Here is a 15,509-nt window from a genome sequence, read left to right on the forward strand (position 1 = left end):
AATGCAAGGTTGGCGTGATAGAATACCTTACAGAACAGGAGGTTTTGAATATGGATACAAATTACATCATTGAAACAAAAAATCTGACGAAGCAATATGGCTCACAAAAGAGTGTGGCTGACTTAAATATCCATGTGAAGCGTGGGAGAATTTATGGTCTGCTGGGCAGAAACGGAGCCGGAAAAACCACTACTATGAAAATGTTGTTGGGCTTAACGAAGCCGACTTCCGGGGAGGTCAAAATCTGGGGGAAACCCTTGCAGGGGAATGAAAAGAAATTGCTGCCCCGTATTGGTAGCTTGATTGAGTCTCCCGGCTTTTATCCCAATCTGACCGGCACAGAGAACCTGCGTATCTTTGCTACCCTGCGGGGCGTACCAAACAATCATGCCATCAAAGATGCTCTGGATCTGGTAGGACTGCCTTACAAAGATAAAAAGCTCTTTTCACAGTATTCTCTTGGTATGAAGCAGCGGCTTGCCATCGCCCTTGCCGTTATGCACGATCCAGAACTTTTAATTTTGGATGAGCCGATCAACGGTCTTGATCCTATCGGTATTGCAGAAGTACGCTCCTTTATTCGGGAGCTTTGCGACGCAAGAGGAAAAACCATTTTGATTTCCAGTCACATTCTTTCGGAGATTTCCCTGCTGGCTGACGATATTGGAATTATCGACCACGGCGCATTGCTGGAAGAAGAAAGCCTTGCTGAACTGGAGCAAAAAAGCAGTAAGCATATCCGGTTTACGCTCTCTGATACTGCACAGGCAGCAAGAATTTTGGAACGCAATTTCCATGAAACCCATTTTTCCATACAGGACGACCACAATCTGCGCCTGCACAACCTTGATCTGCCCGTAGGGAAAATTGTAACTGCCTTTGTGGAAAACGGGTTGGAGGTATCGGAGGCTGCAACTTCAGAAGAAAGCCTTGAAGATTACTTCAAGCGTGTGACGGGAGGCGAGGGAATTGCTTAAACTGATTAAATGTGAATTTTTGAAATTGAAACGCAAGCCGCTGGTATTTATTTCTGTGTTCCTTTCCACCTTGCTTCCATTGGCTTATGCTATTTTTCTGGCAGATGCGAACACGGATGTGGATGCTACGAACAATATGATGTCCGGTCTGTTTCAGCTCAGCGCATATCTTCTTTTGATGCCGCTTCTTGTGATACTGGCTTCCAATCTGTTATTTGAGGAGCTGGACAATGATACTTTGAAAAATCTTGTTACCATACCGGTAAATAGAACCAAGCTGGTGCTTTCTAAGATGATGGTTTTACTGATATTTGCCATTGGTTTTATGGCGGTTGGAGCGTTGGTAAATCTTGCTGTTTTGCTGATCCAGGGATGGAATCCGGTGGGATTCTGGAAATTGTTTCAGGTAGGGATAGGAGAGGGAGTGATTATGTGGGTCGGCGCGCTCCCCTGTATTTTGATAGTTGTCCTTCTTGATAAAAACTATATCGTGTCGGTCGTGATAACCTTTTTCTATACTATTTTGAATTATCTTCTCACCAACAACGATGCTTTTCTGACACAGCCCTTTGGTCTGAACGCAGGAACACTGCTTCCGGGGCCGTTGGCGTTTCGCTGGACATTCCAGTTTTATGATTATGGCAGCATCAGCGAAGAGCTGGCAGAGCTGCTGGAACGGATAAGCCCGTATTTTTTGAATGATATACAGGTGTTCGGCGTGGCATTTGCGGAAGCCGCTGTATTTCTTGCGCTGATAGCGATGGTTTACCGGCGTCGTGAGATTTAAGGGGGTGTGATTATGTGGAATTTATTAAAATCGGAATTACTGAAACTGCGCCGGTGTCAGATCCTTTGGGTGGGGTTGGTGGCGCTTGCACTCTGTCCGTTGGTGCAATATGGAAGCCAGTTGATTGTTGAGCCGGAGTATCGAAATCCAAACTATGATTTTCCCATGCTTTTTGCGAATGTTGTATGGGGCAATACCCAGATGTTTTTCCCGATTTCACTGGTGATGATCGGCAGCTGGCTGATTGACAGAGAATCCACCCATGATACGCTGAAAAACATCATGACAATTCCTGTTTCTATGCCGGACGTGTTAGGGGCCAAGCTCTTCTGGGTTGGTATTCTTACGGTTCTGTTGGGAATTTACAGTGTTGGCGTTACCCTAATCACTGGACTGGCGGTTGGATTATCGGGACTGACAGCGGAAGTATTTTTTCATGGCGGTACACAGATCGTGTTAGCGGGTCTGACGACCTATATGGTCTGTATGCCCCTAATCCTGATTTTTGGACAGATCCGAGGGGCATATCTGGGAGGTTCCATTCTGGCGTTCTTCCTTGGATACAGCATGATGTTTTTCAAAGGCGGCATTCTTGCCAGCATCTATCCGTTTTCTGCTGCACTGCTTTTAGTGGGCTTTGACATGAGTGAATATGCCGGAACAACCACAGCCCCGAACTCTTTGCTGGCGGTCATTGGGGTTGGCATCATGGTTCTCTGGGCTGTGCTTTTATTAGTGATGTCCAGCAACAAAAAAGAAATGAAAGCCCGTAAACAGACAAAGGCCAAGGGAAGAGGAAAGCGTGCTGTACGCAGGAAAGGAAGGTGATACCTGTGAAGAAAATAGTTCTATCACTATGCCTGATACTGTGTGGTGTCTCTATACTTTCCGGTTGTACAAAAGATGAAGTTCTCGATCAGTATAATAATATTGTGCAGTCTGCTGGTTCCATAGCGCTTACCGGAAATTCGTCCTTACAAGGCACGAAAGAAAAAGGGATTGATGATTATACCGGATGCTATACAGCCGACTATGAGAATTTTTCAGATACAGAGTATTTGTTTGGGGGAACTTCTATAAAGCGAGAAGCTGGTAAGGAGTTGTCTATTGATTGCACTTTGGAGGTTACGGAGGGAACTGCAAAAGTATTTTGGATTTCTGGATCTGATGAAACAGTCACTTTGCTTGAAACAACCGGAACATATAGTGATACAATTACACTCCCTGAAGGTGGAAACTATATCGGCATTGAATGTGAAAATTTCACTGGAAGCATTGAATTGAATATGGAGTAACATTCTGCCGGACGACGGCAAAAGAAAAAAAGCCGTCGTAAAGCAGACACATTTCCACGCGCCTATGAAGCGGCGGCTTTGATTTGCAGAGCCGCCGTTTCTTTTCGTTGTTAGGGCAAAGCCCTGTTTGCCATTGTGGAGTTTTTCGCTGATCCGAAAAACGGAGCTTTGGAAAACAAATAAACCACCTGCTATGCAGGTGAGTCAGCATTGCTTCAGCTTACAGAAAAAAACCTCCGGTGGTATAATTAATGTAGGTTCGCCAACCGCACTAATATACACAGGAGGTATCCATATGGATAATAATAGTTTATCACATACAAAGTGGAATTGTAAGTATCATATTGTTTTTGCACCAAAATATAGAAGAAAAGTAGCATATGGAAAAATTAAACAGGATATAGCAGATATTTTGAGTATGTTATGCAAAAGAAAAGGTGTAAAAATTGTTGAAGCAGAGATATGTCCAGATCATGTACACATGTTAGTAGAAATTCCGCCAAGCATAAGTGTATCGTATTTTGTAGGGTACTTAAAAGGAAAGAGTACATTAATGATATTCGAAAGACATGCAAATCTGAAGTACAAATATGGAAACAGACATTTCTGGTGTCGCGGATATTATGTAGATACGGTAGGGAAAAATGCAAAGAAAATGCAGGAATATATAGCAAATCAGTTACAGGATGATCTGGAATATGATCAAATGACACTGAAAGAGTATATTGACCCGTTTACGGGTGAGCCAGTAAAACGTAACAAATAAAGATAAGCCCGAAAGGGCTTTGTAGGTAAATGATGTTGCGCTTGGCGAACCTATTTCGATGAGTCTTTAGACTCCAGTGCCGGTAATAGACCCTTATAGGGTCAAAGCAAACCACCGGCTAAGCCGGTGGTCGTGATTTTTGGGTGGAAAAATCTGTAAAATTGGTTTTCTTGTCTGAGAAATCAGACCTGAGAGATATAAAACGCTCAGATTAGATTTACAAAAAATCTAGTCTGGGCTTTTTTTTAGTCCAGGGAAAAGGAGGTCAAACATGAATATAGGTAGTGAGAAACAGAGAGACCATGATGAAAAAGTTGTGGAGATAGAAATGAAGGACGTTTTTGACGTCTGCTCTTGACATGCCCGAAATCATGTCGTATATATATAGCAAGAGCTGGAATACTGATCCAGATAAGCATTGTTACAACAGACACAATTTCAAAATCAGAAATTGTTAATGCACAGGCAATGTACAGCAATACCATCGGAAACGAGATATGATATTGTTTTTTTCATATTTCAAAAAAGAGAATAAAGAAATGTCAGAAAAAAGATGTTATACAGTTCAAGAGTTACAGGAAATCTTAGGAGTCAGTAGGTCTACTATTTATAATCGTTGCTGATGAAGTCGATTCGGAACTTCTGGCAAAAGTATTGGCTAATCCAGAGATGTGGGCATTTCTCAATTCACTGGTGAAGACGATGAAGTAATGAAAAACACGATTAAAATGCGGGATAAACACTGCTTCTAAAGAACATAATATGATTATGGAATAGAGAGAAAAACAGAAGGGAACTGAATTCATATGTTTACGCATGAGATGATAAAATCTTTTAATCAGTTGGAGATGGATGTGTATAATTACATCATCAGCAATGAAGAGAAAGTAGTATATATGAAAGTACGTGAACTGGCAGAGGAGGTTCATGTTTCGACAACAACGATCCTTCGCTTTTGTAAAAAGGTAGGATGCGAGGGATATTCTGAATTCCGTTTGAAATTAAAACAGGAAGTCAACAGCAAGGAACAGAAGAAAATCAATATGGATCTTACTGCGGTTAAAGATTTCTTTGAGAGGGTGCAGACACAGGCATTTGCTGAGAATATCCAGGAAGCTGTGAAGTTGCTTATAAAGGCATCGTCAATTATATTTGTAGGTGTGGGAAATTCTTCTATTATAGGAAAGTATGGAGCAAGATATTTTAATAATGTAGGCTGGTTTTCATTTGCTATTGATGATCCGTTCACGCCAGTATTTCGTGGAAAAGGTGAGAGAACAGCTACAATCGCATTGTCTGTATCAGGAGAGACGGAGCAGACCCTGATGTTGGCAGAAAAGTTGAAAAGAAGAGGGAGCAGCCTGATATCTATTACAAATAAGGCAAACTGTTCTTTAGCGAAGATGAGTGACTGCAATATAAATTATTATGTTTCAGAGTATAAGAAAGACGAAAATTATGATTTGACATCACAGATGGCAGTCGTTTTTATTTTGGAATTAATCGGAAGAGAATTGAAGGGCGTCAATAACGATACAGATGATCTGTTTCAAAATGATATGGAAGATTTATTTCATTAAGGTCATAGGGTGTAATGGTACGAATAGTAACCAGATTAGTAACAAAAAAAACAGAATATACGAAAAAGCATCATAATACACAAAAAAGAAAAGAAAAACAGTGCATTTTACACAATAAAGTAGAATGTCCTGTTTTTTTTATGTAACAAATTCTGTCTATATGTAACAGAAACCAGAAACAGGAAAAAGTACTGACAAAACGGAAAATGCTTGTTATACTAGCACCATCAAAGCAAATGAGAAATAGGGAGGAAACAATCATGGTAATTCGATTATTTTGTGCAGCAGGAATGTCAACCAGTCTTCTCGTAAAGAAGATGGAAGAGGCAGCAAAGGAAAAAGGAAAAGATGCGGATATCGCAGCATATCCATTTACAGATATGGAACGCATGATTGAAGGTGTGGATGTAGCACTGCTCGGACCACAGGTAGGATATCAGCTTGGCAGAGCAAAAGAAATCTGTAATCCAAAAGGGGTTCCGGTAGATGTGATTCCAATGCAGGATTATGGAATGTGCAATGGAATGAATGTTTTGAAATTTGCATATAAGCTTGCAAAAAATAAATAAGAGAAAATAAAGATACACAATTTAAAGAAAAATAAAACAGAGCAAAGGGTAGTAGCAAATGAAAGAAAAATTTAACGAAAAAGTAATCCCTGTAATCCTTAAGTTTATTAATACAAAGGGAATACAGTCAATAAAAAATGGTATGGTAACTTCCATGTCTCCGCTGATCATCGGATCAATCTTTTTGATCCTGTCAAACTTTCCGATAAAGGCAGTTGTCGATGTATTAGAGTCTACAGGAATTAAAGCAGTATTAGATCAGGCATGTGGTGCAACATTCTCCATCAGTGCGATGATCGCAGTTATCGGTATCAGCTATAGCTATGCGAAACTGGAAAATCAGGAACCACTCAACTGTGCGATTATTTCACTGGCATCATTCTTGATCCTGATGCCTTCATCCATAACAACAGAAAGTGGAGAAGTTGTTACTGGAATCATTAATAAGACATGGACAGCAGGACAGGGAATGATCGGAGCAATCATTGTTGGATTAATCGTACCACTTGTTTACTGCTGGTTCTTGAAGAAAAATATACGTATTAAGATGCCGGCCGGAGTTCCGGAAGGTGTAACAAATGCATTCTCAGCATTAATCCCAGCATTTGTAATCCTGACAGGGGTTGCAGTAATTCATGGTATCTGTTCTATTGGATTCAACACAACAGGAATGGAAATTATTTATAAAGCCGTTCAGACACCACTTCAGAAAATGACAGACTCCCTTGGTGGAGCAGTTCTGATGTGCTTTACAGGACCATTCCTGTGGTTCTTCGGAGTTCATGGTTCAACAGTAGTTGGTGGAATCATGACAGGACTATTACAGGCAAACAGCCTTGCAAATCAGGCTATTATTGACAGTGGTGTAGAACTTACAATAGCAAACGGAGGCCATATTGTAACACAGCAGTTTTATGATCAGTTTATCAATATAACAGGTGCAGGTATCACAATTGGACTTATAATGTATATGTTCTTCTTTGCAAAATCAAAACAGTTGAAGGCACTTGGTAAAGTGGGAATTATTCCGGCATTATTTGGAATCAATGAGCCAGTCCTGTTTGGTGTTCCGATCGTTATGAATCCAATGCTTGCAGTTCCGTTTATTGGAATGCCTGTGATCGCATGTTTAATCCAGTATTTTGCACTGTATACAGGAATCTGCCCATTATATGGAGCAACACAGATCCCATGGACTTGTCCACCGATTATCTCAGGATTCCTTTTAGGAGGATGGAAAAGTGCTTTGCTTCAGTTAGTGATCCTTTGTGTTTCATTCTTTGTTTATCTGCCATTCATTAAGAAGATTGACAAGATGAATCTGGTTCAGGAGAAGAATCAGCCGGTAGAAGATGAGGATGAAGACTGGTAAGATCAGAATTTAAAAATAATAAAAGCAGGACAGGAGACAAAAATGGACGAAAAATTTGAATTGGCATGTTTTCAGATTATTACATATGTAGGTACAGCAAGAACACATTTTATCAATGCGATCCAGTGTGCGAAAGAAGGAAAATATGATGAGGCAGCAGAGCTGATCAAACAAGGAGATGAAGCCTTTTCACTTGGACACAACGCTCATGCAGACCTTCTGACAATGGATGCAAATGGTGAAATTTCCAATGGATACATGCTTCTGATGCATGCAGAAGATCAGCTTATGAGTGCAGAAGGATTCCGCATTCTTGCAGATGAATTCATTGCACTGTATAAGAGAATTGATGAGAAATAATCATCAAGATGTAATTGAATATAGAAACAGAAAAGTTGGGGGCAAAAGCTCCCAACACTATTATACAAAGCAATTAAGATAACAGGAAGGAAATAACAATGGGATTTCGAAAAGATTTTCTCTGGGGCGGCGCAGTTGCTGCCCATCAGCTAGAAGGTGCCTATGATCGAGATGGAAAAGGCTTGAGCATTATGGACGTTGTAACCAGCGGAGATGTAAATACAAGAAGAAGAATAACAGGTGAAATACTAAAAGGCGAGAATTATCCGAATCATGAAGCAATCGATTTTTATGATTACTATAAAGAAGATATCCGCTTATTTGCGGAAATGGGATTCAAGTGTTTCCGTACAAGTATTGCATGGACACGTATCTTCCCAAATGGTGATGAAGAACAGCCGAATGAAGCCGGATTAAAATTCTATGATGACATGTTTGATGAATGTCTGAAATATGGGATCGAACCAGTAATTACACTGAGTCATTTTGAGATGCCTCTGTATCTTGTACAAGAGTACGGTGGATGGAGAAACAGAAAACTGATTGATTTCTTCGTGAAATTTGCAGTAACTTGCTTTGAACGATACAAAGACAAAGTAAAATACTGGATGACATTTAATGAGATTAATAACCAGGCAGATATCGGTGATGGATTTATGCTTTATGCTAATTCCGGGATTGTAGTTAAACCAGAAGAAAATGCGGAAGAATTGATGTATCAGGCATCACACTATGAACTGGTTGCCAGTGCCGAAGCGATAAAAGCAGGACATGAGATCAATCCGGAATTTCAGATTGGCTGCATGATCGCAATGTGCCCGATCTATCCGGCCACCTGCCGTCCGGAAGATATACTGCAGGCTGAAAAAGCCATGCAGAAAAGATATTATTATACAGATGTGCATGTAAAAGGAGAATACCCTGTAAATATTTTGAAATACTGGGAAAGAAAAGACCTTAAGATTGACGTAACAGAAGAAGATCTTGCAGTGTTAAAACAGGGCTGTGTCGATTATATCGGTTTCAGTTATTATATGTCTTTCTGTACAAAAGCAGAACCAGACAATCCGGAATATGATTACCGTGGAGAAAAGGATCGTATAAAGAACCAGTATGTAAAGACAAGTGAATGGGGATGGCAGATTGATCCGATCGGACTGCGCTATTCATTGAATTGGTTTACAGATCGATACAAAGTACCACTATTTATTGTAGAAAATGGATTTGGAGCATATGATACGTTAGAAGCGGATGGAAGTATTCACGATTCATACCGTATGGAATATCTGCAGCACCACATTTCAGAAATGAAAAAGGCAGTAGAGGAAGATGGTGTAGATTTGATAGGTTATACACCATGGGGATGCATCGACCTTGTCAGTGCAGGAAGCGGTGAGATGGATAAGCGATATGGATTCATCTATGTGGATAAACATAACGATGGAACAGGAGACTTGTCCAGAAGAAAGAAAGATTCTTTCGAGTGGTATAAAGAAGTTATTTCAACAAACGGCGAAAATATTAATTAGTTTCTCTTAAATTTTATATCTAATTTTCGATTATCCGCATAAACACTATACTTTCAAGTATTTTGAAGTATAGAAAAAACTCATTTTACCACGAATTTACCACGATTGAATGAGCCTTGATATGACCTATAAAATAACACCCAAAAGACATCATTACACCTAAATGGTGTCTTTTTAAAAAGCAGTCAATCCTAAGACTAACTGCTTTGTGTGTATGGATATGAAATTGTCAAACTGGGATTTGTCTTACAACAATTTATATATGCATAAAAAGCAATATATTTATGAAAACACCCTAAATCCAAAATCTACTCAATTCATTTTTCCTTACATAAAATGTTCTCGTATATTTCACTTCCTCACCAAGTGTTTCCCCTATCAAAACTTCAAAATCATTGATATCAAATTCTGGAAAGAATGTATCTCCATCTTCAATATTTAAATCTACTTCTGTGATATACATTTTATCTACTATTTGCAAAGCTTCCTTAAATAGTCCATATCCACCAGATATGTATACATCTCGTCCTTTAGCCAATAATAATGCATCTTCTAATGATTTAACTGAAACTAAATTATCTCCTTGATACTCTGTTGTGGTGGAAACAACAATATTCATTCTATTAGGCAACGGATGACCGATTTCTTCATAAGACTTTCGCCCCATAATAACCACATTACCCGTTGTTAACTCTCTAAATTGCTTTTGTTCTCCCTTTATTTTCCATGGTATATTACCATTCTTGCCTATAACATTATTCTTTGACCTCGCAACAATCAAACCTATCATCTATTTCATCCTCCATAATATGATGTCGTACCTGTGATTCCATCAAGTGCACCACATCTTAACAAACTCAAAATTATCTCGAACTAACCAGCTCGACAAATTCTAGTTTGTCCGTTTCTTCATATCCACATTATATCATTTTCATATCTGCACCACAATAAAATTTTATGCACCGATAATCTTAGTGAACAGCTCTAACAAACACCATTTCATCACTCCAATCTGAAATTTAGGTATGAAAAAAGCAGTCAATCCTAAGACTAACTGCTTTGTGTATAGAGATATGAAATTGTGAAATAGAATTTGCCTATTTCAAATCAAAAAGAGAATTTTCATAGTCCTTTACATAGTATCGTATATTTTTACGCCCCTTTTGAATAATGGTATGTCCCTCTGCTTCTAATTTTTCTTTCTGTGCTTCAATACCATTTGGATATTTAGCATTTAATTCTCCGTTTGCTTTTAATGTTCTCCAATAGGGTGTTTCATCTTCGGAACGCTGATAACTCGCCCACGCTACAATAGAAACAAATATACCCGCTGTAATCGGCTCTGTAAAATCTGCACCACTCAATTTTGCAAAGTGTTCTCGTATTTTTCCAACCGTAATCACTTTACCATACGGAACTTTTTTCATTACTTTGTCATAGTCAATCGGGGGAGCAAAATACATTTTGTTTCCACCATATTTCTCAATACTTTTCTGGTCTATGATAATTTGAAATTTTGGCATATCCTTACTATCATGCAACATAGCATTAAAATCTTTTTTATCTTCATTTGCCATTTGTGCCACCTCCTACTTTAAGGATAGTCTGTTTCTTATTTCCATGCAATGAGGCTGTTTGAAAATTATTAACACTTTCAAATTTGTCGCTTTCTTCATATCCATATTATAACAGTTCCATATATCCGCCACAATAAAAATCAGCATACCCTTAGCATTTATGGAACAAAAATGCACACTTTTTCTTTCTTCCTCTTGATTACCCCACAACAGAAAAGAAAAAGCCCTGTCAAGAGCCTTGCCACCATTGGTGGTGCTTTGCACTCTTTACTGGGCTTTTTGTTTGCTGTATCTTCCATGCAAGAGGAAATTAAAGACCTCTGTTCCATTTCGCCTTTAGATAATCTTCATAGTCTGCTTCATTGAAGTCTACTTGTGGAGAAGTGTCGGGAATGTTGTTTCTGTTGTCTATATCCGCAAGCTGACGAAATATCCAATCATCATAAGGGTCATGGTATTTATACTCTTTGGGCTGTTCTCTGTATCGGTCTAACCCTCGCATTTCCTTATGCACTTTTATCATGCGTTCCAGTTTTTGACGCTGTATCAACTGCTTGATTTCCATAAGTTCTTCCAACTCCGTAACCTCATTGGTAATGTAGTTATGGATATACTGTATGAGTTTATATGCCTTGTAAAATGTGCATTCTTTTTCATCATCGAAAAATTCATTTTCAGACAGGTAATCTAAGGAAACATTGAAGTCTTGTTCCCGTTTGATAATATCCATGATATAGGGCTCGGTGTGGTCAATATACTTCCATTCTCCCGACAATAATTCATTGGGCGTTACACCCAGCACGTCCATTATCTTCTCTAACGTATCAAAGGTAGGATAATTCACGCCACGTTCAATCTTGGAAAGGCTCTGCATATTGATACCGATTTTGTCCGCAAGTTCCTGTTGTTTCATTCCTCTGTGTTTTCTTATGGTCTGTATGTTTTCTCCTAAGAAACTGATTTTCTTTTCATAATGCTCCATAACTTAGTATAACCGCTCCTTTCGTTGCTTTTCTTGGTATTTATAAGCATATCATACTTAATCTATATCTAAAAGTCAACAAAAACTTCTTGACAAGTAATTCTAATGGAGTTATTATCGTATTAGACAGAGTGATTAAGCACGCTAGGGTCAATCACACGCTTGAGTAAGCATATAAAATATATATTTTCACTTTGATAGCATGAATAAGCATGGACTATCAGACCGAAAATAAGGTTTCTGACTGGGGCTGTTCCGTTTAGCCACGAGCCTTACAAGGCTCGTGAGCGTTAAGAACGGGGCAGACACAGGAAGAAAGGGAACGCCTTTAGGCGTTCGTAAAGGGCGTATATGTAACACCGCCCTGCGTATACATGTCATAGTACCTAGAAACTGTGATAAATAAAGGAAAAAACACAATTTTTACCCCGCAAAAAACGGGGCATACGAAAGGAGCAATGCACTATAACTACACACAAAAATTTATCCGTTAAGATTGATTACATCAGCATTGTATTTGATACCGCAACCGCTGAAGATGTAATCATGCACATTTTAGATTTACCGACTGATATTTTCAATGTGTATCCAGCAACGATAAAATTCAAGACTTATCAAGCACGCTGGCAGATTGGAGATATTTATGTATCGGGGGACGCAAGAAAGACAGAGGACAACCCACAGGGGCTAGGCTGTTATCTTGTTATGACTGGCAGAGGTTGTGATGATATTTTCCGTATTCTCGACAGTAGGAATTATACCTTTGGAGATATGTTCCGACGTTGTGAGCGAAGATACGGACGGGATAACTTCCATTTCACAAGACTTGATATTGCCATTGATGATAAGAACGAAAAGCCATTCTTTACCATAGAGCAGATAAAGAAAAAATGCGAAAAAGAGGAATTTATCTCGAATAGTGAGGGCTACCACTTCGACGAAAGCAAGTTTGACGATTTCGATACCGCAAAAACCGTTTATATCGGTGCTGGAAAATCGGGATTGTCCTACCGCTTTTATGATAAGGATAAGGAAGTCTGTTCAAAACATGATAAGACGCTTGATGAAGTCGGCAGTTGGAAACGGACAGAAATGCAACTGCGTGATGATAAGGCTCATGTTTTTGCCATGACATTCAAAGACAGACCACTTGAACTTGGGGAACTGGCTTTCGGGCTATTGGCAAACAACCTACGCTTTGTCGTGCCAAACAGAAATGAAAGCAATAAGAGCAGATGGAAAACGTGTCGGTTTTGGGAACGCTTTTTAGGGGCTGTGGAAGTCTTGAAACTGCAAGTGCCGAAACTACATAATTCCCTTGAGGAAACACAGCAATGGCTTACAGAGGGTGGCGTGATTTCCGCTGTCAAAAGTTTTTACTTCTTAGAAGAACATGACGCATTAGGCGGACTGGAAAAAGTGGGAACTATGCTCGATAAGGCAAGATACAGCACTTCCCTTTCCAGTAAATTAACCGCCCACTTACAGAGGATAGACCGCACCGACCTTATCCCCTATATCCAGTATGACACGAAACATGGGAAAGGGGGCATCTGATGAATAACAACGATATTCCTGTATGGGAAAAATACACCCTTACCATTGAAGAAGCGTCAAAGTATTTCCGTATCGGAGAAAACAAGTTAAGACGCTTGGCAGAGGAAAACAAGGACGCTGGCTGGCTCATTATGAATGGCAACCGCATACAGATTAAACGCCGACAGTTTGAACAGGTTATTGATAAATTGGACGCAATCTAATGCAAATGAGCCTTGTATGTGTTATGATGAACACAAGTCATATCAAGGCTCTTTCCAACAAGGAAAGGAGCAGACACCATGAAAGAAAAAAGACGGGATAGCAAAGGTCGTATCCTGCATACTGGAGAGAGCCAACGAACAGACGGAAAATACTTATATAAATATGTAGACGCATTTGGAAACACAAAATATGTGTATGCTTGGAGATTGACACCCACAGACCCGACACCAAAGGGAAAACGGGAAAAATCCTCACTTCGTGAACTGGAACAGCAGATAAGACGGGATATTGAGGACGGTATCGACAGCACAGGCAAGAAAATGACGCTTTGCCAACTTTATGCCAAACAGAACGTACAGAGGGCAAACGTGAAGAAAAGCACACAGAAACAACGGGAACAGCTCATGCGGTTATTGAAAGAGGACAAGTTAGGTGCTAGGAGCATTGATACGATAAAACCCTCTGACGCTAAAGAATGGGCATTACGCATGAAAGATAAAGGCTTTTCCTATAACACCATTAACAACCATAAACGCTCGTTAAAAGCGTCGTTCTATATCGCCATACAAGACGACTGCGTAAGGAAAAACCCTTTTGATTTCAAGTTGAGTGAAGTCCTAGAAAATGATACCAAAGAGAAAGTCGCATTGACAGAGGAACAGGAACAAGCCCTACTCTCATTCATCAAGACGGACAATGTGTATCACAAGTATTATGATGATGTGCTGATACTGTTAAAGACAGGACTTCGTATCTCGGAACTGTGCGGACTGACAGTAGCCGATATTGATTTCCAAAATGAAGTTGTGATTATCGACCACCAGTTATTAAAAAGCAAGGAACAGGGCTATTACATTGAAACGCCTAAGACAAAAAGCGGAACAAGGCAAGTACCATTAAGCAGAGAAACGATACAGGCATTTCAACGGGTTATGAAGAAACGCCCAAAGGCAGAACCATTTGTGATAGACGGACGGGGCAACTTCTTATTTGTCAATCACAAAGGCAAGCCCAAAGTTGCCATTGATTACACTATGCTTTTTGTCCGTATGGTAAAAAAATACAATAAGAACCATAAGGACAACCCATTGCCACATATCACACCGCATACACTACGCCATACGTTCTGTACAAGGCTGGCAAGCAAGAATATGAACCCGAAAGATTTACAGTATATCATGGGGCATTCAAATATCAGTATTACAATGAACTGGTATGCTCATGCGTCCATAGATACTGCAAAATCAGAGGTTCAGCGTCTAATCGCATAAGAAGTATTTACCACGATTTTAACCACGCTTGATAGCGAAAATATAAGAAGATAGACCTAGATATGTGAGGTTTACCACAAAAGCAAAATGCCCGTAGAGCCGATAAAATAAGGCTTTGCGGACATTTAAGAAGATATAAAAAGATAGTCAAAAAGACATATATAATTTAATTGAATGACTATTAAAAAAAGTGTCTATATCAAGGAACGATAAAAGGTTCTGATATAGACACTTTGACTAACCGATACATCAAGCAAGTTTCCATCAAGATATAATCTTGCATATTCAAGAGGTTCATCAATGGTGAGTGCGTTTAATGCACAGTCTGATCCTGGTGTGGTTTTTAAGTCCTTTTCAGCTTCCCAACAGTCAATGCGGAGCATATAGCCAACAGAGGTGTAAACATCAATACTGTTGTGCTTGGGATTGTATTCTGCAAATATTGTTCTCATCATATCAAATCTCCTTATCGTTAAATCAATCATTTGTTGCAAAAATCAGAAGCATTTCAATCAGTTCACCATGTCACTTTTATTTTGTGTTATACTGTTTTATATGTGCGAGCTGTGAAATCAGCATAGCTGATTTCCCCTAGCGAGCGGAAGAAATTCTGCAAACTTTGGTAAGCTGATAACAATACAGTAGGAAAAGCCTATCAGGTAAGGTCTAACCAACCGCCTGTA

17 protein-coding genes are annotated in these 15,509 nt (G+C 39.4%); 13 read left to right on the forward strand and 4 right to left on the reverse strand.

Annotation, left to right across the window (positions count from 1 at the left end; translation table 11 throughout):
- Positions 1–50: 50 nt before the first annotated feature.
- From NQ550_RS07945 to NQ550_RS07995, 10 genes are all read left to right on the forward strand, one after another.
- Positions 51–977, forward strand: coding sequence for an ABC transporter ATP-binding protein (locus NQ550_RS07945; protein ID WP_025580816.1), 927 nt, complete (start codon positions 51–53; stop codon positions 975–977).
- Positions 970–1,764 carry an ABC transporter permease gene (locus NQ550_RS07950; protein WP_025580815.1) on the forward strand — a complete coding sequence of 265 codons (795 nt, stop codon included), beginning with the start codon at positions 970–972 and terminating at the stop codon, positions 1,762–1,764. Before NQ550_RS07945 ends, NQ550_RS07950 begins: the two co-directional genes overlap by 8 nt.
- Positions 1,765–1,776: 12 nt before the next feature.
- Complete coding sequence (locus tag NQ550_RS07955; protein ID WP_025580814.1) at positions 1,777–2,592, forward strand: ABC transporter permease; 816 nt, start codon at positions 1,777–1,779, stop codon at positions 2,590–2,592.
- A 5-nt stretch (positions 2,593–2,597) separates the two neighbouring features.
- Complete coding sequence (locus NQ550_RS07960) at positions 2,598–3,059, forward strand: hypothetical protein (protein WP_025580813.1); 462 nt, start codon at positions 2,598–2,600, stop codon at positions 3,057–3,059.
- Positions 3,060–3,354: 295 nt separating this feature from the next.
- The gene (gene tnpA, locus NQ550_RS07965) at positions 3,355–3,825 is read left to right on the forward strand and encodes an IS200/IS605 family transposase (protein WP_025580812.1); all 471 of its coding nucleotides are present in this window, start codon (positions 3,355–3,357) and stop codon (positions 3,823–3,825) included.
- A gap of 821 nt (positions 3,826–4,646) precedes the next feature.
- Positions 4,647–5,405 (forward strand): MurR/RpiR family transcriptional regulator, encoded by a 759-nt coding sequence (locus tag NQ550_RS07975; RefSeq protein ID WP_243874986.1) that lies wholly within the window; start codon positions 4,647–4,649, stop codon positions 5,403–5,405.
- A gap of 260 nt (positions 5,406–5,665) precedes the next feature.
- Positions 5,666–5,974, forward strand: a complete 309-nt coding sequence (locus NQ550_RS07980) for a PTS sugar transporter subunit IIB (RefSeq protein WP_044996848.1) — start codon at positions 5,666–5,668, stop codon at positions 5,972–5,974.
- A 58-nt stretch (positions 5,975–6,032) separates the two neighbouring features.
- Positions 6,033–7,346, forward strand: a complete 1,314-nt coding sequence (locus tag NQ550_RS07985; RefSeq protein ID WP_025580809.1) for a PTS sugar transporter subunit IIC — start codon at positions 6,033–6,035, stop codon at positions 7,344–7,346.
- A 42-nt stretch (positions 7,347–7,388) separates the two neighbouring features.
- Complete coding sequence (locus NQ550_RS07990; RefSeq protein ID WP_025580808.1) at positions 7,389–7,706, forward strand: PTS sugar transporter subunit IIA; 318 nt, start codon at positions 7,389–7,391, stop codon at positions 7,704–7,706.
- Between the two features lie 98 nt (positions 7,707–7,804).
- Entirely contained in the window at positions 7,805–9,235 is a 1,431-nt protein-coding gene (locus tag NQ550_RS07995) for a 6-phospho-beta-glucosidase (protein WP_025580807.1), read from the forward strand.
- Positions 9,236–9,530: 295 nt separating this feature from the next.
- On the opposite strand, the gene dfrF is transcribed toward NQ550_RS07995, so the two are convergent.
- From dfrF to NQ550_RS08010, 3 genes are all read right to left on the reverse strand, one after another.
- Positions 9,531–10,025: a trimethoprim-resistant dihydrofolate reductase DfrF gene (dfrF, locus tag NQ550_RS08000; RefSeq protein ID WP_002322211.1), complete on the reverse strand. Its 495-nt coding sequence runs from the start codon at positions 10,023–10,025 to the stop codon at positions 9,531–9,533.
- Positions 10,026–10,332: 307 nt separating this feature from the next.
- Positions 10,333–10,812: an MGMT family protein gene (locus tag NQ550_RS08005; RefSeq protein ID WP_002322212.1), complete on the reverse strand. Its 480-nt coding sequence runs from the start codon at positions 10,810–10,812 to the stop codon at positions 10,333–10,335.
- A gap of 310 nt (positions 10,813–11,122) precedes the next feature.
- A complete protein-coding gene (locus tag NQ550_RS08010) occupies positions 11,123–11,794 on the reverse strand; it encodes a helix-turn-helix domain-containing protein (RefSeq protein WP_002322214.1) in 672 nt (223 codons plus the stop codon).
- A 546-nt stretch (positions 11,795–12,340) separates the two neighbouring features.
- Here NQ550_RS08010 and NQ550_RS08015 point away from each other — a divergent pair.
- From NQ550_RS08015 to NQ550_RS08025, 3 genes are all read left to right on the forward strand, one after another.
- Positions 12,341–13,351 carry a replication initiation factor domain-containing protein gene (locus NQ550_RS08015; RefSeq protein WP_025580842.1) on the forward strand — a complete coding sequence of 337 codons (1,011 nt, stop codon included), beginning with the start codon at positions 12,341–12,343 and terminating at the stop codon, positions 13,349–13,351.
- Positions 13,351–13,554: an excisionase gene (locus tag NQ550_RS08020; RefSeq protein ID WP_002607397.1), complete on the forward strand. Its 204-nt coding sequence runs from the start codon at positions 13,351–13,353 to the stop codon at positions 13,552–13,554. Before NQ550_RS08015 ends, NQ550_RS08020 begins: the two co-directional genes overlap by 1 nt.
- Before the next feature lie 78 nt (positions 13,555–13,632).
- Positions 13,633–14,826: a site-specific integrase gene (locus tag NQ550_RS08025; protein ID WP_025580843.1), complete on the forward strand. Its 1,194-nt coding sequence runs from the start codon at positions 13,633–13,635 to the stop codon at positions 14,824–14,826.
- Between the two features lie 194 nt (positions 14,827–15,020).
- Here the strand turns inward: NQ550_RS08025 and NQ550_RS08030 are convergent, their stop codons facing one another.
- Positions 15,021–15,278, reverse strand: coding sequence for a DUF6061 family protein (locus NQ550_RS08030; RefSeq protein ID WP_025580844.1), 258 nt, complete (start codon positions 15,276–15,278; stop codon positions 15,021–15,023).
- Positions 15,279–15,509: the final 231 nt, after the last annotated feature.

It is taken from the genome of Blautia wexlerae DSM 19850 (assembly GCF_025148125.1).
In the GTDB taxonomy this organism is placed as follows: domain Bacteria; phylum Bacillota; class Clostridia; order Lachnospirales; family Lachnospiraceae; genus Blautia_A; species Blautia_A wexlerae.